Below are 20,613 nucleotides of genomic sequence, written 5' to 3' on the forward strand. Positions count from 1 at the left end.
TAAATTATTATTAAAAAGATTGTTCCTTGTTTGAATTTTTCACAACAAATAATCCGACGATCACAAGCACCAATCCGATAATTCCGAATATAGGATTAGTGAGCATATTCACTGTCTGCTCAGATACATATTTTGCCACAATTACCGAAATAAAATTCACCGTAAAGTGTGCAAACATTGAAGGAAATATGCTTCCGCCATAGTATACTATGAGGCAAAAAATTGCCCCAATAAATCCTGTTGTAAAGAACTTAAGCAGATCCATATGAAACAGTCCGAACAATACAGATACAATAAGCACTGTATAAACAGGTTTTACTTTGTCTTTTAATGCACTTAATAATACTCCTCTAAACAACGTCTCTTCCGCTATTGCGGGAGTAAGCGCTATGCACAGGGTGGCCATGACCGCATTGTGTGAAAAGAACTCCTTAAATGCATCTGACAATCCTTCACCAATCGTTATTCCGGTCACCTTCATAATAATATCTCCAAGAATTGCCGCCACAAAAAACGCGCCGATTCCTGTAATTACACCGCCAACCAAACTAAGCGGCTTGCAATTATTAAAGCTGTACACCTTCTTTATATCTTTCTTTGCATATATAAAAAATGCAAGAGGTATACCTACCAGTATCAAAAACTGGCTTATAGGAAGTCCCGCCAATTCATATTTCGCCTGAATCAGTGTCCCGAACAAAAGATAGACCAATATAACAAAGGGATAAATAAAGCATGCATCACCGATTGTTACAGACATGCCTTTCTTTATATTGCTTCTCTTTTCAAAAAGAGAAATTGCGTTTTTACCGTCACCAAACAAAAGATTCTCACTGTTATAAGCTTTGGAAAGAAACAATATCGACAACACCGAATAAAGTACCATGCTGCACAAAACCAAAAGAAGCATCGTATAATCAAGCTTAAAATTCAGTGCATCCCTCAAAAGGATAGATACGTTAAGTACCGGAACAACCGCAACGTATTGGTTGAGTTCAACTGTAGGTATCATAGAACCGTAAGCAAGGAACATGAGCACCATCATTACAGGTGACATATAGCTGTTTGCTTCTTTGTATGATTTTGCAAAACATGTAAAGCACATGAAGATTGCGCTCATAAACAATGCAGTTACGATTATAACGGGAAACGTAAGTAACATTGCCGAAATAAAAGATGAAAAATCTATATTAGTACCTTCAAGCAATCCTGCCGCCTTATTCTGTTCAAACAAAACGCCGAAGACAACAGACATCGACAATATATTAAGGATTGCCGTAACCACTCCGCACAATGCCGCTGTGAGAGTTTTTGCCATAACTATATATTTGCCCGAAACAGGAAGCATCAAAAGTGTCTCAAGAGTTCCCCTCTCTTTTTCCCCGGCAGTCAGATCTATACTCGGATGCATAACACTTATAAGTATTGATAAAACTATCATCATCGGCAATATCATTCCAAGTATTTGTCCTGCAATCTGTTCACTGCTGGAAAGTCCCTTTTTCTCAAAAGAGATAGGATACAAAAAGCTATCTTTATCAAGCCCGGCTTTCTCTACATTCTCTTCAACAATGCCGTCAGAGAGGTTATCAACGGCTCTCCTGACTTTGTCCATTGCCTCTGAAGACTCATTTACGGATTCCATGTAAAAAGCTTTAACCTCTACTTTTTCGCCATTATCGGCAATTTCAAGATATGCATCAAGATCTTTATCACTTATCATGCTTTTACATTGATCTTCACTTATCTTCTTATCGGACACGGTACAGATCACATTGTATAACTGCTCTTTGCTACCGTCTTCTTCATCCGTTTCAACAGCATTTTCTTTTAAGGCATTTTCAAGATTCCCAACATCAAATCCGGTGCTCTCATTATATACGGCAATATCATATGTTGTATCTTTATCATTCGCAAGCATACTCGATACCATAAGCGATACCATCATGATAAGAGGATATACGATCACGGGAACCAGAACCATCATCATTATCGCCTTTTTATCTCTTAGAACATCACGTAATTCTTTTAAAAACAGTGTTTTAAAAATCTTCAGTTTATTATTCATTTGCCGCACTCTCCATCTTGTTTTCTATCAGCTTTCTAAACACTTCTCTTAAATTCTGTGATCCTGTTTCTTTCTTAAGATTATCGGGCGAATCATTACATACAACCTTTCCCTCGTGTATCATGACTATCCTGTCGCACAGATATTCCGCTTCTTCCATGTAATGTGTCGAATAAATTACCGTCTTGCCCTTTTCTTTTTCCGCCAGCATAAAATCTATGATTGCGGATGAACTGAGTATATCAAGACCAAGCGTAGGCTCATCGAATATATATATTTCAGGGTCATGTATTAGGCACCTGGAAATGGAAGTTCTCTGAACCTGACCTGTTGAGAGCCTGTCAATCCTGTTGTCGGCAAACTTATCCATATTCAAAACTTTTATTATCTCATCCGTTCGTCTTTCTATATCCGAATCTTCCATTCCGTATACCTGACCGTAAAACTTAAGGATCTCTCTTGCAGAAAACCTTCCGTAGAGTTTTGTATTTGCTGACATATAACCGATATGCCTTTTAAGATCTTCATTTCCTGTTATCTCGCCGCTTCCTGCCGTAACTGATACTTCTCCACCCGTCGGCGTCATAAGCCCCGCAAGCATCCTAAGAAGCGTAGTCTTTCCTGCACCGTTCGGCCCTAGAAGTCCCACTATTTCTCCTTTTTCCGCCTCGAAGGAAATACCGTCAACCGCATTAAACTCAACCTTTTTATTCTTCTGAACCGTTTTGGTAAATGTTTTTACAAGATTTTTTGCTCTGATCATATTTGCCCCTTCTGTCTTCTTTTAAGTAAAGTATTCTTAAGCAACAGCATTGTCTTTAACCGCTTCAACATTATTACCTTCACGCTTTGCAATTGCTTTGATAATAATTCTTGTAAGGAAAAAAGATCCGACAGACAAAATACCTGTCACAACAATGAGCGTGATCATCTGCTTAATGTCAGACCTCGAACTCTCAGCAACCTCTGCAAATTCTTTTCCCTGACTCTTGTAAAAAGCGTTTGTAATATACAGCATAACGCCTCCAAAAGAATTAACAACAACATGCATGATCATTGATGTCAGGATACTTCCGCTTGCCCTGTTAACATAAGCAAAAATTATTCCCAATACCCACGCATAGCAGAACTGGTTGATATTAAGATGAAACACTCCAAACCAAAAACCTGACAAAATTGCCGCAGCTGTAAAAGGAATAAACTTCTTTAATCTGTTATGGAAAAAAACCTCTAAGCAAAATTTCTTCACAGACAGGAGCCAGTATTGCCAACGCGATCATGTAAAGCACCGGTGTATCACCAATCATAGCATCAGTAGCCTGCGCCATCGTATTCTTAACAAAAAGCTGGGAAAGAACATTGGTAAACATAACCATAGGATAAGTAACTACTGTAAGAAGAATTGTAAGAAAAAAAGTACTTGCCTTAATCTTATTAAATCCGCATTCCTTCCATAAATTATCGCCCTTCTCGCGCAAATATAAGAATGCGATCGCGATCATCGGAATGTAAAGTGCCAACGAATAAACTATAAACGGAGCAGATATACCTGCAATTGCCGTAACTACCCCAACACCTATATCCAGGCCGTATCCTACGATCATCATAACGATCAATACCCCCATCAACTTAAGCGCATCTTTCTTGTTAACGGTTTTGTTTGTCATTTTATATCCCCTTTCACCCAACATTTCTTTATTTTTTGATACATATTATTACATAATCAATCTCATGCCTATCCGTTACATAACGCGAAACACACATACTGATAACAGACTGCACTATAATTGCATGTAAGATCAATAAAGTAATTACCATATTTCTAACTATCTTCTTCATAACTAACCCTCTTATCACTTATATGGTTAATCACTCATGCAACTAACCATACCACCAACATAACCACATGTCAAATAAATGTTGCTAAGATTATAGCTGTGCATTTTTTAAAAAATCCTTAAAAAAAGAAACAAGCAGTACAATAATCCGCTTGTTTCTTTTTAGCCAATACTCTTATTCATGTTCAATCTTTACCGTTATTATCTTAAGATTACTTCTTTTAATCAGCTCATCCTTTTTTAGAACAATCTGCTCCATCTCACCCGGAGACATTATACGCTTCTTGGTGTGAACAACTCTTTCACCGTCAAAATATACCGACACATAAGAATCTTTGTATACATCTCCCACTCTGAATCTTACGGTCAAAAGATCTTCCATTCTGCCCGGATCTATTGTCTTCGGCACGGTATATCTCGCTCCGCTTTCTGCGACAATTTCAACCGCTCCCGCTGTACTTCCTTCCCTGCAGCCGTTTTTTATGAATTTCACCGCATTCTGCCCCGCTCTCATCGCTTCTTCCGAAACATAGTCTACAAGATCATGTACGTGGAGTACATTGCCACACGCAAATATTCCGGAAATATTTGTCTCAAGTGATTCATTAACTATAGGCCCTCCGGTCACGGAACTCATCTCTATTCCCGCAGAAACAGACAGCTCATTTTCGGGTATAAGCCCGCATGATAAAAGAAGTGTATCGCATGTATATCTCTCTTCCGTTCCGGGAATCGGTTTTCTGTCAGGTCCCGCCTCTGCTATAGTGACCGCCTTAATATGCTCTTTTCCCTCAATATCAACGACCGTGTGCGAGAGCTTAAGCGGGATTCCATAGTCATCAAGACACTGCACGATATTCCTCTTAAGACCTCCCGAATATGGCATGAGTTCTGCAACAACCTTGACCTTCGCTCCTTCAAGCGTCATTCTTCTGGCCATGATAAGTCCGATGTCACCCGATCCGAGGATGACAACTTCTTTTCCCGGCATGTATCCTTCAATATTTACAAGACGCTGCGCGCATCCTGCCGAAAAAATCCCCGCAGGACGGAATCCGGGTATATTAAGCGCTCCTCTTGCTCTCTCCCTGCATCCCATAGCCAGGATAACCGCCTTTGCAGATATCGTAAACATACCGTCTTCTCTGTTCATGGCGGTCACGGTTTTGTCATGTGCTATATTCATGACCATAGTTCCAAGTTTATAGTCTATACCAAGGTCTGATACTTTCTTCTTGAACCTGTCGGCATACTCAGGGCCTGTAAGTTCCTCCCTGAAGGTGTGCAGACCAAATCCGTTGTGAATGCACTGATTTAAAATGCCCCCAAGTTCTTTATCTCTTTCTAGGATCAGAATGCTGTCATTTCCCGCTTCTTTGGCGGCTACAGCTGCGGCAAGACCTGCAGGGCCGCCTCCGGCGATAACTATATCGTATGACTTCATGGTCTTTTCACCTCCCCTTGGTTCTCGTAGCCACAATGTTCGAATCACCTCCGGACTTTGTGATGTCTTCATACAAAAGTCCAAGTTCTCTTGCGAGTATCTCCATGGTCCTCGGCATACAAAATCCGGCCTGACATCTTCCCATTCCGGCTCTCGTCCTTCTCTTTATTCCATCGAGAGTCCGTGCACCAAGCGGCCTGTGTATGGCATCAAGTATCTCTCCCTCCGTTATGGATTCGCATCTGCATATCACATTGCCGTAAGCGGGATTTTCCTTTATAAGAGCATTCATCTCTTCTGTGGAAAGACCTTCCGTTCTTCTTACGCCCTTGCGCTTCGTGATAATATTTTCTTTTTTCTTAAAATTCATACGACTCTTTAAGATATCGCAGACTGCTTCGCCTATTGCGGGACAGCTTGTAAGTCCGGGAGACTCTATGCCTGCGCAGTCTATAAATCCCGGAACATCTCTTACCTCTTCAATAATAAAATCATTGTTGTCTTCATGCGCACGAAGGCCTGCAAAAGACGTTATGACCTTATTCATAGGAATATTTTTTACATGATTTCCTGCTTTTTGCGTAAGTTCGCTTATTCCCTGCGCTGTCGTCGCAGTTCCTTCTTTATCTTCCGTCTCAATTGCCGTCGGTCCGACGATCAGATTGCCATGAACCGTAGGCGCAACAAGTACGCCTTTTCCAAGTTCTGTGGGCTGGGGGAAAATAACATGATTTACATATGCTCCAGCCTGCTTATCAAGAAGACAATAGTCCCCACGCCTCTGTGTTATATGCATTTTCCCGGAACTTACCATGTTGTGAATGACATCGGCGTATACTCCGGCTGCGTTTACCACATATCTTGCCTTGTACTCTCCGTTATTTGTAAAGATCCGAAAAAGGCCGTCATTGTCTTTTTTGATATCCTGAACTTCCGTATTCAGCTTAAACTCTGCGCCGTTCATCGAAGCAATCTCCGCCATTGCTATATTGAGCTCAAAAGGACAGATTATCCCCGCACTCGGCGCAAAGAGTGCTCCCTGCGTCTCATCTGAGAGATTTGGTTCCGCCAAAAGAGCTTCTTCTCTAGATAGTAGCTTTAGGCCTTTTACTCCATTTTTTTCACCTCTCTCACAGAGCTCTTTAAGCCCCGGCAGTGCATCCTTGTAAATGCAGACAACCAGAGAACCTATGCGTTTAAAAGGAATATCCAGATTCTCGCAAAGCTCATCCATCATCTCGTTTCCCCTTACATTGAGCTTTGCCTTTAAAGAGCCGGGTTCAGCATCATATCCGGCGTGTATGATAGCCGAATTGGCTTTAGATGTACCTTCGCACACGTCACTACATTTTTCTAAAACGCAAGTTTTAATATCGTATTCTGCAAGTTTCCATGCAACAGCAGCTCCGGTCACGCCTGCGCCTATTATCACCACATCGTACATAGCCATTCTCCTTTTTGTAAAGAATCATTCTTCCTTATCCCACAAAAGAGTTGCTTTAACCGCTTTATGCCAGCCTTTAAGCTCTTTTTCTCTTTTTTCCGATGAAATCTTTGAAGTAAATGCTTTATCTATAGATCTGTTCTTAATGACGTCATCTTTACTCTTCCAATATCCAACTGCAAGTCCCGCAAGATATGCTGCGCCCATTGCCGTCGTCTCTACGCAGGATGGCCTGAGTACATTTGCATCAAGAATATCAGCCTGAAACTGCATCAGGAAATTGTTATTCGATGCACCTCCGTCAACATTAAGCGACGTTATCTTTTTACCCGTATCAAGCTCCATTGCATGCAAAACGTCGTAAGTCTGAAATGCCAGCGACTCAAGCGTTGCCCTGACAATGTGATATTTATTAACGCCTCGTGTAAGCCCCATGATGGCGCCCCTTGCATACGGATCCCAATACGGAGCACCAAGCCCCGTAAATGCAGGAACGACATAGCAGCCGTTCGTATCGTCAACTCTCGTTGCAAGATACTCCGAATCCGGCGATGAATCTATGATCTTAAGTTCATCCCTAAGCCACTGAATCGCGGCACCTGCCACAAATACCGAGCCTTCGAGCGCATATTCGACTTTGCCGTCTATTCCCCATGCTATAGTTGTCAGCAGATCGTTTTGAGAAAAAATGGGCTTATCTCCCGTATTCATCAGCATAAAGCAACCTGTTCCGTAGGTATTCTTAGCATCGCCTTCCTTAAAACAAGTCTGTCCAAACAGTGCCGCCTGCTGATCTCCGGCAGCTCCCGCAATCTTTATCGGACCTCCGAAGAACTCGGGATCCGTCTCTGCGTATATGCAGCTTGACGGCTTGACTTCGGGAAGCATAGACATAGGAACTTCAAGGATATCGCACAGTTCTTCATCCCACTTAAGGGTATTTATATTAAAAAAAAGCGTTCTTGATGCGTTTGAATAGTCAGTGACGTGGACTCTTCCCTTTGTGAGTTTATAGATAAGCCATGAATCAACCGTTCCAAAACACAGTTCGCCGTTCTCGGCCCGTCTTCTTGCTCCGACAACATTTTCAAGTATCCATCTTATCTTGGTTCCGGAAAAATACGGATCGAACTTTAGTCCCGTTTTTTCCTGAAATTTCTTTACAATCTGCGGATCTTCCTTCATTTTTTGTGCCGCATAGTCCGCAGTACGTCTGCACTGCCAGACAATCGCATGATTTATGGGCTGTCCCGTTTTTTTATCCCATACAACAACCGTCTCACGCTGATTGGTTATGCCTATCGCTGCTATATCTTCAAAAGTTGCTCCGACATTTTGCATTGCCGTTCGCGCCACGGATAGCTGTGTCTGCCATATTTCGTTGGCATCATGTTCCACCCAGCCGGGCTTTGGAAAAAGCTGAGTAAATTCCTTTTGAGAAACACTGCACATCTCCCCTTCTTCATTAAAAAGTATGCATCTGTTACTGGTAGTTCCCGCATCCAGCGCCATAATATATTTAGCCACGCGTCAATCCTCCTTATGTGCAATCTCAATTATCAACATATATTCCTGTTTTTTTGATAACTATATCATTGTAAAAATCTATTAATTCAATTATACTTAAAAAGCTGCGGTATTGTGTAAATACTGTTAAATAAGATATAATTTAGAAAGGAACAAACGAATATGGGGAGGGCGAGTATTATGGCAAACGAAAGAGAAGATCTCATTCATTCACTTGCAAAATCCATGGGCGTTGGCGATGCACAAAAAGCACGTGGTACATCCGGCAAATATAATGCAGAAACCGGAACAATGTACTGTAACGGCCACATTATTTCCCGTACCACCATTGAACAGGCAAGCGCTTACTTCAATTCACAATACAGACGCCTTGCCGAAATTGACGACGAGAATGTAAAACAGATGGCTTCAATCTATGAAGTCGCAAAAGAAGCAATAAACATGATAGTTGCTCCGACAGATATGACAGAATAAGCGGATCCCTAAGGACCCGCTTTTTTATATTTCATATTTGAATTTGTTTTATGCTGCTCTCAACTCCTGAACCTTCTTCTGGTGCTCATCGCGAACCTTCTTCTCTGTTATAAGAAGAATTGCGATAATAAGGAGCCATAACCAGTTGATCTTTATTCCGCTCTCTGTATCCATCTCAGCAAGAGCTTTCAAATTATTTGTTGATCCGATTCCTGCAAAAGCTGCCTGATTGTTCTCCATTCCAACAATTCCACTTGTAAACTCCTCAAATGCCTTGTTGTACTTGTTGTATCTCTTTGCTCCGAGAATCTGTCCGATCATATCCTCTGAAACAGCATGTGCCTGCTCTGCAATCTGCTCAATTACTGATACTGCTCCGTTTGATCTTTCTGTTACAACATTCTGTGCTGCATTCTCGCTTACTGTATTTCTCTCAGCTGCGATAGCTGTTTCTACAGGTGCAACTGTGTTCTCAAAAATCTCTGCAAGTGTTGCAACTACTGTGTCAACTGCATTCTCTGCGATTGTCTCTTTTGCAACTGTCTCTGTGTCATATCTATTTCCTTCGATGTTCTGCCCTACTGTGTTGTTAACTGCTACAGGGATTGATGCAACTGCAGGAACTTCTGCTACTTCTTCGATTTCTGCTGTCTCAACTGCTTCTGTAACTTCTGCAACCTCAGCTACTTCTGCGATTTCCTCGATTGCAACTGCTTCTTCTGCGATTTCTGCAATTACCTCTTCCTGATCTGCTGTGTTCTCTGCAAGAACCTCCTCTTCCTGAACACTTAAGCTCTCTCTGATTTCTTCGCGCTTCTCGATGAGCTCATCAAGCTCTGCTGCCGCATTATCAAGATCCTCTTTTGCATTTGCAAGGATTCCTTCAAGAACTTCTACAGCCTTCTTTGTTGATCCTGCATTAAGAACTCTCTCAATTTCCTCTTCGCTTACATAATTTCTAAGCTCTGCAACGATATCTGCTGAAATTCTTACTCTGTTATCTTCGATCTCATCGATAGTTTCCTTTAAAACCTCAACCTTATCTGCTGCTTCCTCAACCTTATCCTGTGTATCAGCTATGATCTCTCCGTACTTCTCATACTTCTCAACAAGCTTTGAAGCATTTTCGATGAATGACTTAAGACCTGCATCATCCTTTGTTGAAATTCTGATACCCTTTGCATTTCCGCTTGTTGTCTGAACGATCTTGCGAGCTGCTACACCGTTCATGTAGTAAACACCGTCTACTAACTCAATCTCTCCGTTCTCTACTCCGGCCTTAAGCTCGTCGATGCACTTGTACTCGTTTGTTCCGTCAGCATAATCAAATGAATATACATCATATTTTCCTGAATTTACATCTGCCTTGAACTGGTTTGTAACACTAAAATTTCCGAAGTGATTCTTCTGATATACTGAAGATGTGATATCCTCTTCAGGCTTCTCGTACACTACGATTTCTCTTGAACTTCCAAGTCTGTACCACTGATCGTTTTCCTTGAACTGTCTGTCTGTTCTGTCGATGTTGAAATAACGCTTTACTGTGTTGTTGTTCTTATCTAAATATGTAACAACAGTATATGAACTGTTCTGACGGTCAAATCCTCTGAGCATCTCTGTGTACTTGATATTTGTTGCATCCTTGTCGATAAAGTTAGGAATGATATATCCGCTTATAATGCTCTCCATGAGCTTATCCTGAGTCTTCCAGTCTTTGTTCTTGTCTGAAATTTCTTTCTTAGCAAGAATATCTTCAACTGCTGCCTGCTCTTTCTCAAGATCCTCTTTTGCATTATCGCAAGCCTCTGAAAGAACTTCTACATTCTTCTTAGCCTCTTCAAGCTTCGCTGCTGCCTTGTTTACATTGCTGTCATCACTCTTAAGGTGCTTAACTGTCTCATCATATACCTTCTGTGCACCCTCAAGCTGTCTCTTTGCCATCTCGAACTTTTCGCTAAGTGCTTCGAAAGTAGCTTTCTTTGCCTCAACATTTCCTTTTGCATCTTCTGTGATCTGATCAAGCTTGTCCATAGCCTCGCTTACCTGCTCAGCATCTGCATCTTCACTTGAGATTATATCGATAAGGCTGTTTGCCTGCTCTTTTGTCTCTTCAACTGTATTAACTACGCTGTTAGCGATTTCCTGAGCTGCTGTTGCAGTTTCAACCGTCTCTTTTGCGCTCTCATCTGCAATGCGGTCTGCTTCGTCAACCTTTACGAGCTCTTCTGTTACTTCGTTGAGCTCAGCTACTGCCTCATTGAGGTTTTCTTCTACCGGAAGGCTCTCTACTGCTTCAACAAATGCCTCAACGCTCTCCTGTGCAACTGCTCCGCCGTCTGTAACATCAGCTGCCTCAATTCCTGCTTCCTCGTTTCCTTCTGCAATTGCCTCGATTGTCTCAGCAGAGCTCTCTACTGCCTCTTCAACTGATTCCTCAGCTGCTGTCTCTGCTTCAACTGCCTCGCTTACTGCTTCGTTGTATACTTCTTCATTTGTAACTTCTTCATTTGTAACTTCTTCATTTGTAACTTCTTCATTTGTAACTTCTTCGTTTGTATCTTCCTGATTGTTCTCTGTATTCTCAAATACTTCGCCGTCCATGGCTCTTACATTTACAGTTACTGTTGTTGCTGTGATCATTGTTGCAAGTGCAATTCTGATTACTTTTAAAACTGTATTCTTCTTCATTCTTTACCTCCAAAGTCATATTCGGCGTTTATTTTTTCAACTCATTTTCTCTCGTACACTATTTTTATCGGAGCTAATATTTTTTTCTTAAACGAAAAAAAATTAAAAAAGAATAAACACCTTAAAACCCGCATGTTTTAAGGTGTTTACGTTGTCTATTCAATATATGGTCCATGGGGACGGGGTTTGTGGCTTGTCCATCAGTCTATTCCCCGTGGGGACGAGGTTTGCTCCCCATCTATCAGTCAAACAAGCCCCAGAACTTTTTGACAGTCACAGACTTAGGCGCTGACTCATCGGAAAGGTCTTGTTTATCGCCGCTTCCTCTGTATGCAACCAGCTTATAGTAGTAGGTCTGTCTGTTCTCAACCGAAAGATCCAGATATGTTGTAAGAAGGCTTAGTTTCGCAACCTGTACGTAATTTCCCTTCTCTGACGTACTGCGGTACAGATAATATCCGTCAGCATCACCGTCTTTTTTCCATGATACATAAACGCCAAGTATAGACTGCGTAATATCTGAGATCTCAGGCTTTTTTAGCTTTGATTTTCCTGCAGAAAAAGTATCTGACAGTGAAGTATTTCCAAGAACTTCCTCATCTTCATTGTTGATGCTTATAATCTGCGTATCAATAGCTGTATCTTGCCTAAACACTTCATCCTTAACCTTGAATTTAAGTGTAATAAGCGTGCCGCCCGCAGACTTCTTTTCATCATTGACAAAAGCATATGAGAACAGCTCTTTTCCGTTTTCTTTTTTCGTATTTATATCTTCCTCGCTAAAGCCTATTCCCTGTGAATCATTCTCAAGCTCCAGGATATCTCCGTTATATCCTATAACCACTCGTCCATCCGTTACTTCAATCTTATCAAAAGTAAGCTTATAGGTTATATACTGGTTTCCGCCCTTTTTTGAAGTATCAATGTTTGTATGAACAGGTGCCGCATCAGCTGCTTTAACGCTAATTGCCGGAGCGAATATAAACGCAAGAACCGTCATTATGCTTATTATAAAAAAGTGCCTTGAAATTTTAATCGTCATACTTTCCTCCTGCCTCAACTTCTTTGGAAGTTTCTTTTGATGCCACATCATCCGCTATGCCCGACGTTGCTTCATCGCTCGATGAATATGATGTTTTTTTTGGTATCTGATGTCTTTGCCACTTCCAGATCACCTGAATCATCCTCAGATGATTCATCACTTGAAGAATCCGATGCCGCATCATCCGACTTATCAGCCGTAGCATCGTCCGATACTTCTGTAGAAGCACTGTCAGACACATCTGAAGAAGCTACAGAAGCCGCATCACTCGACATATCTGCCGCGCTCTCTTCACCTATAGACTTGGCCGTTCTGTCATATTCATAGACTCTGTTGTTGTCTGCATAATCCACAAGCGCAACATAAGAGAATTCTTTATCAAGGTCCACTTCCATTTCGACGTCTTCTCCGGCCTTGGTCTGATTTACCGCATATAAACCTACAACATCAGCATCTTCGTTTAAAAGAATCACTGCTGCCGTATATCTGTTGTCATGCATCTTGATCTTTAATTTATTGTCTTTCGTCTCACTGCTTATGATAGAAGGCTTTTCATTATCGATCACAAAAGGTGTTCTTATAAACATTCCGTCAGCATTAAGCTCAGACACATCTTCAACATTGTTGTAGTAGCTCGGAATAGCCTGAAGAACGACTTCCACTTTGGTTCCGGTAGGCAAAGGATTGCCGTCTGCATCGGTTCCTGCCCAGTTAAGCTCAATTTCTCCTTTTGTATTCATCCATTCGCCGACTTTAACATGGTAATATTCCGCCAAGGCATCCTTATCAATTTTTTCAAAATATTTCTCGCCGGTATCAGCATCTCTTATGGTTAGGATCAGCCTTCCGGCGTTTCTTATAAGGCTGTAATACTGTTTTGCAATAAATGTCCCGTTTTCAGAACTAAGTGCATTTCTGTCCGCAATGTACTCATCCTCTTTTACATATTTGTTCGGAACATACATTTTTTTCCTCATTGGTTCCAAAAAGACTTGTAGACAGCCAGTTGGTCTTTTCAACACCTGAGTATGTAATTACATTATCTGCATAGTCACTGTCATATACAGCTTTCATATAGTCATAATCTTCAAACATCGGAGAATCCATCCAGTTTCCGTAGAAAGCAAGGAATGGAACCGACATTGGTACAGGTCCGTTTACGTAGATATATCCATCGACATACATTCCGTTCTCGTAGCCCTCAAGATATTTCCTGTCGCTGTCTGAAAGAGTGATCTTTACATTTACCTTCGTGCTGTCTTTTACTTCAACCACGCTCAGCGCAAGATCTGCAACTTCCGCTTTGCCTTTTAGTTGTCTTGAAAGAAGATACACATCTTTTGTACTTATTACTCCGTCTTTATTAAAGTCATAATATTCATAATTTCTTTCAATCAAAGGAACAGACCTTGAGCCGTTCACATACTGCAATAATATTTTTCTGTCCTTACCGTTTACTTTTCCGTCATCATTAAGGTCATAAACAAGTTTGGTATCATCTGCCGTAAACTCTACCGAAGGACTGAGCCTGTATGATTTACCCATAAAATACTTAAGCCCGCCCGCACTCATCAGTTCTTCCGTAAGGACTGATGAATCAAGCACATAATACTGAGGATCCACATCCATGTTATATATATCAAACGAAAATTCATAGCAGCCTGACTTTTCGGGATCGTCTCCGAGAACAACTTTGACCATACCGTCGTTATTTTCTTTATTGCCCAAAAGAATGTATGCAGGCGACGATATTGCATTTTGAACATTGGAAAGTCCTGCTCCCTGAACACGAGGAGTATACTCCGAATTTTCCGGATTGTTGTTTCCCTTAAGCGGCATAGCTGTACTCATCATAAGTGACTGAGAAAGCGTCCTTACCGAAATGTCATTTTTGTCCGCAAGATTATTCTCTTTTATATACTGCTGAACAAGTGCACTCTGACCGGCAATTGACGGTGCCGCCATTGATGTTCCGCTTGAAAGTCCGTATTTACCGTCATTAAGCGTCGAATATACATTACTTCCGGGCGATGTGATCTCAGGTTTTAAGTCAAGGCTGTCCGGAACTCCGAATGAAGAGAAGCTGCTTATTGTGTATCCATCATCAGTATTTTTATGCACTTCGGGAATTGAATGCACAGTTATCTTTCCCTCATATAACCCATCGCTTCTTTGAGTGCTCTTTTCCTTGATTGCCTCTGCTTCTGCCAACGTTATCGCACATGCCGGAATCTTGGCGTCATTTCCGCCCATTGACATGATGATTGTTCCCAATGTGTTATTGTAGACTACAATCGCTATTGCCCCTGCTTCCTGTGCATTTAACTGTTTCTCAGAAAAAGACAACACTCCTCTTGATACGAATACGACCTTGCCATTAACATCAATATTCTCATAATCCCCGGCTGCACCGAGCGAATCCAGAAATACATAGTCATATTCTGTTCCGTCGCCCCCGTTTGTTTTATCAAACGTTTCAAACTTCGGTGCCTCTGTTCCTGTTGGATCCGTATAGAACACCTTTTTATCGTTGTCAAATGTGAAAAAACATGAGACAATGCCGCTGTTTACAACGCTTGCTACCGTAAATGCTTTTTCATAAGAGCCCGGAGTCCCTATCGTATCCATATTTACATTTCCGCTTAAATTTGCGCCAATCAGGCTGTTTTCACTCCAGCGACCTGAATTGCCGGCAGCCACAGATACAACTGTACTTGTTCCCTGAAGCTTGTCAAAAATCTCATTTACATACTCTTCGGAATCATATGTATTTCCTGCCTCCGGAGAACCCAGGCTCATATTTATGGTATCGACCTTAAGAAGAATCGCATCTTCTATTGCAGCCATATAATCATCGGTAAATGGCGAACCGTTTTTACCAAATACTTTCATTGTAAGAAGCTGCGCATCCGGCGCTATTCCGACAACTCCCTGAGCCTGAGTTGCATAGCCTTCCTCCGCATTTGAATCCGGCACATAATAGTTTGCCGTTGCTATACCCGACACATGAGTTCCGTGATCCCCCTCCTCATCATTGTCATGCGTAATATCCATATCTTTGTCTATATAATTAAATGCATATGGGATTTTTTCACTCTGATAAAGGTCATCTGCGCTTACGTTTTCATCATCTTTAAAGGCATTCAGATGCGGAAGGACGTTCTGAATCTCAGCTTCATCCAATAAGCCGTATTCTGAAATCTCCTTACTCGAATCTTCCGCAGTCTCCTTTAAATGAGCCATAAACGCGCCCGCATCAAAAGAAGGATGATCAACATCTATACCGGTATCAATTACAGCAATACGCTGTCCCGCACCCGTATATCCCGTTGCCCATGTCTGATAGCTTCCAACCATCTCGCCTGAAGATATTGTTGCAGGATCGGCCATTTCAACAGGTTCGTGTCGCCTTGCCGTGTAAACAGCCTCAACTCCGTCCACCTTCTCTATGGCTTCTATATCCTTAAATGTAACATCTGCAGATATGGCATTTGCAATAATGGAAAAAGAATAATTGACCTTAAGCTCATTTCCTTCAAGAGCTTCCTCTGATATCTTTTCAACAGTCGTTTCCTGCTCGGATTCGATTTTGTTCACCTCGCGTATCGCAGACGAACTGTCGGCAATTTCTACGGTGTCATATCCTTTATCAAGGACACTGTCACCCTCCATTACAATGATTACCCTGACTTCTTCGTCAGGATCCTTTTCTTCTTCAAGCTTTTCGCTCTCATTATCGATTTCAACGCCAAGATCGTTTAGATCCTCATCGATAAGCTTAACTTCGCCCGAAGAAGCCGGAATAGAGCCATCAGTTTGTATCTCAACCGGTGTGGCTGATATTGTAATAATCTGAAAAAAAAACAATAGCTAAAGAAAGAATTACAGAAAGAACATGTTTGTACCGCAAGATTTTTTTCATTGAGTTATACCTGTTCAGAAGTGATCTTCATAAGAAAATCACAACCCCTTTTCTTTTGTTTTTTTGATGAAAATAATTTTGAAAATAAGAACTTTAAAAGACTTTAAAAGAAATAAAAGATGAGCAGACTTTGCACATTTCGCTAATGTCTGCCTGTAAATAGCAATATCTAATTGCACCTCCTCCCCTGATTTGACTTAATTCATACCTTCCTCTCCGTCTGCGGGCTCATCGAGCTCTATACTCTCAATGCGCTCCGTAGTGGTATGCCAAACAGTAGTAAATGCAAAAAAGCTTACTACCATCAGCACAATATATAGAGCCACAATAACAAGTATTGTGATTCCAATCGTTTTCCAGAGCTTCTTACTGCTTTTTGTTTCTAAATTTTCGCTGAACATAGTTGTGTCCTCCTCGTGTGTTATAGTATCAGCCTAGTAAAATGTATTCATTGCATCAAGCAACGCAGATTAACATTGTGATTATTCCTACAATTCTAAGTTTTATAGATTACTTTCGCGTAAAAGCATCTTCGCAAACTGCTTATGCCCTTCAATAGTAAAATGAACACCATCATATCCAATCTCTATGTTCCATTTAGACGCATCAATAGCTTTAATGCCAAACTCTTTTGCAAGCTCCATAAAGCATTTATTCATTTCAATACTCGCATCGTTGTAAATCTGAAGTTCGTGACTTTTAGCCTCAATATATGGAGGTGCGATCATAATAAACGTGCCGTTACAGTTGTCTTTTACATAAGCCAGAACATCTCTCATCTTTGAAGCAGCTTGCTCAACTACCGGGTTGTAGGTAAGAAGAATATCATTTGTACCGAGCATCATAACAAAGGCATCTTCACCTGTTAATCCGGAAAGCATGTCAGTAAAATATCTATCCTCAACATAAGGAAGCTGCCTTCCGTTCATACCTTCCTCTATCACCTCATATGAATCAGCCAATGCCTTTCTGACAATCGTAGCCCACCTGGCCTCCTCAGGATATCTTCCTCCCATGAGTCCACGCGGATCATAGCCATATGTGTTTGAATCACCGAAAAGAATTAGTTTTCTCATAATCATCCACCCATCCAAACTTCACAATTATAAATTGGCAACATCAAGCCTATTCTTTACCATCGACAGCTTCATAAGCTGTGTAATATGTCTCAATCCTATCAAACTTATAGTAAGCGTCGCCGGTTACGGTTCCGACGCTCGCAGGCTCTACATATACGTTGCTGTTGCTTCCCGGTATAAGCCAGATACAGTCTACAAGTTCGTTTCCGTCAAAAAATAAAACGAATGCATCAACTTTCACTTTTTTATCGCAGGTATTCTCTGCGGCAAGAAACACTGAGTTTCCCTCTGTCTTTGAATAAACGGCGACATCGTCGAGTCTGTCAGTCTCATAGGGATCACGCTTTGTAACGGAAAACTCGTACATTGACGGGAGTTTTCCGTTTAAGTCCTTCTTGTCAAACCGTCCCTCAAAGACAAACTTTGCGTCATTTTGAACCACTTCAACAGTCTTCTCGGAAACCGCAAGCTCGTTGCCGTCATCGTCCCTTGCGATAAACTTACACTCATATCTGCACAATTTTCCTGACTTGTTCTGAAGAACAAGTACCGGATTACAGTTATGGTCATCTTCCCTGAAGTACCTGGCTATTAGTAGCGTTCCCACAGGAAGCCCTCCGTAGCAGGACATATTGTCATCCGATGCTCCAACCTCAGTACTGGTCGGTTTATGCTTATGTGTATGCATCTCATCATCGATTACATCTATAATATCAAGCTCATACTCATCATCAAGACTTTTCTGCTCTTTGGTATTCTTCGAAGATTCCAATTTTCCCTTACTATCGCTATCACCTTGTTTTTCATCATCACTTGCAATCACATCTTTTCTATCAATATCACCGGATGTTGCCTCTTTGCCAACGCTTTCCGCCAAATCTTCATGGTTCTCTACCTGCTCTGCATCCTCAAAAACATCAAAATCAAGTTCTTCCGCCTTGTCCTTGACCATCCACTCCATATTAAGGCCGAGATTAGTATAGTTATCGTAAATAATCTGTGGTAAAAAAGAAAGCCCTGCGCTCTTTTCGTATGGTAAAGAAAACCCGAAACTGTTAAAGTACATGATAAAAGGCAATAGAACTCCTACAACAGAAATAGCAAGCGCTCTTGCCCCGTTTATGGATTTCTTTTCCAAAAACCATTTCAAACTGAGCACAAATCCAGCAATTGACGGTATTATTCCCACTGCCGCAAAAGAACTGATAAGTCCCAGCAACGATAAAACAATAGCTGCAATCTTCATCTGAGCCAAGCTCCTATAAATCTCCATTTTTTTACAAATGTCAATACTTGTATCTGAATTTTTTTGAGCTACAATATGTTGTAGGATATAATATATTATATCAAAAATATGTGATTATATGTTATATTCTATTGTCAATGGAGGAGGGTATGATTATGAATAACGCCGCAACTATTGAGGCTTCTGATTCTCGTGTCATTCGCAGCATTCTTCGCTCGATGGTAAACGAACATTGGTCTGTTGCCGAGGCTTTGGATGAGTATGACATTCCGGGAGATCTTCGCGACTCCTATGAGGCACAGATTGCGGAATATTTTGTAGACTGATTTATTGACCCAAATTATAAGGCTTTAAAAGAGTTTGAAACAACTCTAAAATCAATATCCAACCAACATTAAAGGTCTCTATGATAAAACACATCATAGAGACCTTTTTAACAGCAACAAAACGCATCATACTTCCCCGCTATAATGGTAGCGTAATTTAACGGCATTATATTCTCTATATGAATCATTGACTACGATTCCAGCAGTTCCATCCCCACATCATAAATCTTACCGTCAACTGCATCTTTAAGCCACTGTGCCATTGTAATTCCATCCTGTACAAAGGTGGCAAACTGAATGTCACGCACGCTTGTATGTACTGTTCCGCCCTGCGTGATAAGTGGAAGTTTCCAGTTGTTTATAAAGATTCCGAACGACGGATTCAACTCTTTTAACTCATGAACCATCTCAATGAGCTGTCTTCTGTACTCTTCCTGCACCTGCTGATCTGTCTTGTACTGCTTGTTTATTATGTCATTATAATAAGCGCTCAACAGGAAATCCCTGTCAGAACTTGAATACAGATACCTGAATCTGTTGCCGTACTTCGAATATAACGCCCTGTACCAGTCGAGCGTAATATTCTCGGTATTGATGCTCTGCCAGATTTCTTCCTTGGTCTTCCAGATATTCTTCGCAGTGCTTCTCCACTTGTTATAAAGAAGCTGTCCGCTATCGGAAAAAAGAGTTATATCTTTTGCTTCCGGATAATAGTCGTCCACTATCTCACCCGAAAGAGCCGGAATTGCAAAAGCACCGGCAGAATTTCCCGCTATAAGGATATCTTCAGGTGACGGAAAAAGTCTTTTTGCAACTTTCATGCTCTCAAGGAAATTGATGTATCCGTGAAAATGAAGAATTTCGTCCTTTCCGTCTTCCGAAACATAAGGATATTCGTTGTTTCCCACATGGAAATCTCCCGTCGCGTAGGTCACAACAACAAAGCTCCAGTCTCTGAAAGGATTCTTTTCAAGCGATACATCTGTTATACCGATATTTATATTTTTTAGCTGGGTAACAGGTCTTAGATTATTCCAATAATAGTTTGGCAGACCGGCGGCAAGCTTGCCCATCGATGAAGGTCTTGCAGCCGTATATTCGTTCCAGGCTACTCCTCCGCCGGAAAAGAAAATGCAAAGTTTCTCTGGATCGCCTATTTTCACATAAATGTAGTATTCAGATCCGTCTCCGGAGAGCCCGTTCTCCAAAGAGACTCTGTACCACTTAAGTTTCTCGGGATTTTCAGGGAGTTCTTCTGCCAGGTGATTTCGCTGGATAATTGCCTGTTCAAGCTTATTCTCAACAAAATCTCCGAATTTTGTGGCAAAAACCACGCCGTGCCTTATGTTCTTTTTAGTGTTTTTGCCTCGCACTCCCATAAACTCCCTGATTCTACGTACTAATACGTGATATACGAATTGCTCCGTTGCTAAAGCAACTCTCGCAATTCCATCACAATGCCAAGATACGTGATATACGAATTGCTCCGTTGCTAAAGCAACTCTCGCAATTCTA

The 20,613-nt window shown here is 41.3% G+C and carries 18 protein-coding genes; 2 read left to right on the forward strand and 16 right to left on the reverse strand.

What is annotated here, in order from left to right:
- Positions 1-10 precede the first annotated feature (10 nt).
- From CD00_RS0106405 to glpK, 8 genes are all read right to left on the reverse strand, one after another.
- The gene (locus tag CD00_RS0106405; protein ID WP_026655205.1) at positions 11-2,068 is read right to left on the reverse strand and encodes an ABC transporter permease subunit/CPBP intramembrane protease; all 2,058 of its coding nucleotides are present in this window, start codon (positions 2,066-2,068) and stop codon (positions 11-13) included.
- On the reverse strand, positions 2,061-2,831 hold the full coding sequence (locus tag CD00_RS0106410) for an ABC transporter ATP-binding protein (protein ID WP_026655206.1): 771 nt from the start codon (positions 2,829-2,831) through the stop codon (positions 2,061-2,063). The genes CD00_RS0106405 and CD00_RS0106410 overlap by 8 nt, the downstream gene beginning before the upstream one ends.
- Positions 2,832-2,867: 36 nt before the next feature.
- A complete protein-coding gene (locus tag CD00_RS0106415) occupies positions 2,868-3,317 on the reverse strand; it encodes a CPBP family intramembrane glutamic endopeptidase (RefSeq protein WP_026655207.1) in 450 nt (149 codons plus the stop codon).
- Positions 3,283-3,735 (reverse strand): hypothetical protein, encoded by a 453-nt coding sequence (locus tag CD00_RS0106420; RefSeq protein WP_026655209.1) that lies wholly within the window; start codon positions 3,733-3,735, stop codon positions 3,283-3,285. The genes CD00_RS0106415 and CD00_RS0106420 overlap by 35 nt, the downstream gene beginning before the upstream one ends.
- Positions 3,736-3,763: 28 nt before the next feature.
- Positions 3,764-3,907 (reverse strand): hypothetical protein, encoded by a 144-nt coding sequence (locus CD00_RS20120; RefSeq protein ID WP_155833745.1) that lies wholly within the window; start codon positions 3,905-3,907, stop codon positions 3,764-3,766.
- A gap of 174 nt (positions 3,908-4,081) precedes the next feature.
- Positions 4,082-5,350: an NAD(P)/FAD-dependent oxidoreductase gene (locus tag CD00_RS0106430; RefSeq protein WP_026655210.1), complete on the reverse strand. Its 1,269-nt coding sequence runs from the start codon at positions 5,348-5,350 to the stop codon at positions 4,082-4,084.
- A 7-nt stretch (positions 5,351-5,357) separates the two neighbouring features.
- Complete coding sequence (locus tag CD00_RS0106435; RefSeq protein ID WP_026655211.1) at positions 5,358-6,794, reverse strand: NAD(P)/FAD-dependent oxidoreductase; 1,437 nt, start codon at positions 6,792-6,794, stop codon at positions 5,358-5,360.
- Between the two features lie 24 nt (positions 6,795-6,818).
- Positions 6,819-8,321: a glycerol kinase GlpK gene (glpK, locus tag CD00_RS0106440; RefSeq protein ID WP_026655212.1), complete on the reverse strand. Its 1,503-nt coding sequence runs from the start codon at positions 8,319-8,321 to the stop codon at positions 6,819-6,821.
- 180 nt (positions 8,322-8,501) lie between these two features.
- On the opposite strand from glpK, the gene CD00_RS0106445 reads away from it, so the two are divergent.
- Positions 8,502-8,795, forward strand: coding sequence for a hypothetical protein (locus CD00_RS0106445; RefSeq protein ID WP_026655213.1), 294 nt, complete (start codon positions 8,502-8,504; stop codon positions 8,793-8,795).
- A 48-nt stretch (positions 8,796-8,843) separates the two neighbouring features.
- Here the strand turns inward: CD00_RS0106445 and CD00_RS0106450 are convergent, their stop codons facing one another.
- From CD00_RS0106450 to CD00_RS0106485, 7 genes are all read right to left on the reverse strand, one after another.
- Positions 8,844-11,483, reverse strand: coding sequence for a hypothetical protein (locus CD00_RS0106450; protein WP_026655214.1), 2,640 nt, complete (start codon positions 11,481-11,483; stop codon positions 8,844-8,846).
- Positions 11,484-11,724: 241 nt separating this feature from the next.
- On the reverse strand, positions 11,725-12,525 hold the full coding sequence (locus tag CD00_RS0106455; protein WP_026655215.1) for a hypothetical protein: 801 nt from the start codon (positions 12,523-12,525) through the stop codon (positions 11,725-11,727).
- A 71-nt stretch (positions 12,526-12,596) separates the two neighbouring features.
- Entirely contained in the window at positions 12,597-13,502 is a 906-nt protein-coding gene (locus tag CD00_RS0106460; RefSeq protein ID WP_207640458.1) for a hypothetical protein, read from the reverse strand.
- Entirely contained in the window at positions 13,456-16,392 is a 2,937-nt protein-coding gene (locus CD00_RS0106465; RefSeq protein ID WP_026655218.1) for a S8 family serine peptidase, read from the reverse strand. Before CD00_RS0106465 ends, CD00_RS0106460 begins: the two co-directional genes overlap by 47 nt.
- A gap of 252 nt (positions 16,393-16,644) precedes the next feature.
- Entirely contained in the window at positions 16,645-16,848 is a 204-nt protein-coding gene (locus CD00_RS0106475; RefSeq protein ID WP_026655219.1) for a hypothetical protein, read from the reverse strand.
- Between the two features lie 102 nt (positions 16,849-16,950).
- Entirely contained in the window at positions 16,951-17,523 is a 573-nt protein-coding gene (locus CD00_RS0106480; RefSeq protein WP_026655220.1) for a GDSL-type esterase/lipase family protein, read from the reverse strand.
- A 49-nt stretch (positions 17,524-17,572) separates the two neighbouring features.
- Entirely contained in the window at positions 17,573-18,772 is a 1,200-nt protein-coding gene (locus tag CD00_RS0106485) for a hypothetical protein (RefSeq protein WP_026655221.1), read from the reverse strand.
- A 149-nt stretch (positions 18,773-18,921) separates the two neighbouring features.
- On the opposite strand from CD00_RS0106485, the gene CD00_RS20125 reads away from it, so the two are divergent.
- Positions 18,922-19,098, forward strand: a complete 177-nt coding sequence (locus CD00_RS20125) for a hypothetical protein (RefSeq protein WP_155833743.1) — start codon at positions 18,922-18,924, stop codon at positions 19,096-19,098.
- A gap of 191 nt (positions 19,099-19,289) precedes the next feature.
- On the opposite strand, the gene CD00_RS0106500 is transcribed toward CD00_RS20125, so the two are convergent.
- Entirely contained in the window at positions 19,290-20,432 is a 1,143-nt protein-coding gene (locus CD00_RS0106500) for a pectin acetylesterase-family hydrolase (RefSeq protein WP_242838926.1), read from the reverse strand.
- Positions 20,433-20,613 lie beyond the last annotated feature (181 nt).

The organism is Butyrivibrio sp. AE3003, from assembly GCF_000686065.1.
In the GTDB taxonomy this organism is placed as follows: domain Bacteria; phylum Bacillota; class Clostridia; order Lachnospirales; family Lachnospiraceae; genus Butyrivibrio; species Butyrivibrio hungatei_A.

Bases quoted from the DNA above. Each gene is read 5' to 3' on its own strand.
- CD00_RS0106435 (WP_026655211.1), bottom strand. From the start codon at position 6,794: ATGTACGATGTGGTGATAATAGGCGCAGGCGTGACCGGAGCTGCTGTT.
- CD00_RS0106420 (WP_026655209.1), bottom strand. From the start codon at position 3,735: ATGACAAACAAAACCGTTAACAAGAAAGATGCGCTTAAGTTGATGGGG.
- CD00_RS20125 (WP_155833743.1), top strand. From the start codon at position 18,922: ATGATTATGAATAACGCCGCAACTATTGAGGCTTCTGATTCTCGTGTC.
- CD00_RS0106455 (WP_026655215.1), bottom strand. From the start codon at position 12,525: ATGACGATTAAAATTTCAAGGCACTTTTTTATAATAAGCATAATGACG.
- CD00_RS0106405 (WP_026655205.1), bottom strand. From the start codon at position 2,068: ATGAATAATAAACTGAAGATTTTTAAAACACTGTTTTTAAAAGAATTA.
- CD00_RS0106460 (WP_207640458.1), bottom strand. From the start codon at position 13,502: ATGAGGAAAAAAATGTATGTTCCGAACAAATATGTAAAAGAGGATGAG.
- CD00_RS0106410 (WP_026655206.1), bottom strand. From the start codon at position 2,831: ATGATCAGAGCAAAAAATCTTGTAAAAACATTTACCAAAACGGTTCAG.
- CD00_RS0106485 (WP_026655221.1), bottom strand. From the start codon at position 18,772: ATGAAGATTGCAGCTATTGTTTTATCGTTGCTGGGACTTATCAGTTCT.
- CD00_RS0106480 (WP_026655220.1), bottom strand. From the start codon at position 17,523: ATGAGAAAACTAATTCTTTTCGGTGATTCAAACACATATGGCTATGAT.
- CD00_RS0106430 (WP_026655210.1), bottom strand. From the start codon at position 5,350: ATGAAGTCATACGATATAGTTATCGCCGGAGGCGGCCCTGCAGGTCTT.
- CD00_RS0106445 (WP_026655213.1), top strand. From the start codon at position 8,502: ATGGCAAACGAAAGAGAAGATCTCATTCATTCACTTGCAAAATCCATG.
- CD00_RS20120 (WP_155833745.1), bottom strand. From the start codon at position 3,907: ATGAAGAAGATAGTTAGAAATATGGTAATTACTTTATTGATCTTACAT.
- CD00_RS0106450 (WP_026655214.1), bottom strand. From the start codon at position 11,483: ATGAAGAAGAATACAGTTTTAAAAGTAATCAGAATTGCACTTGCAACA.
- CD00_RS0106475 (WP_026655219.1), bottom strand. From the start codon at position 16,848: ATGTTCAGCGAAAATTTAGAAACAAAAAGCAGTAAGAAGCTCTGGAAA.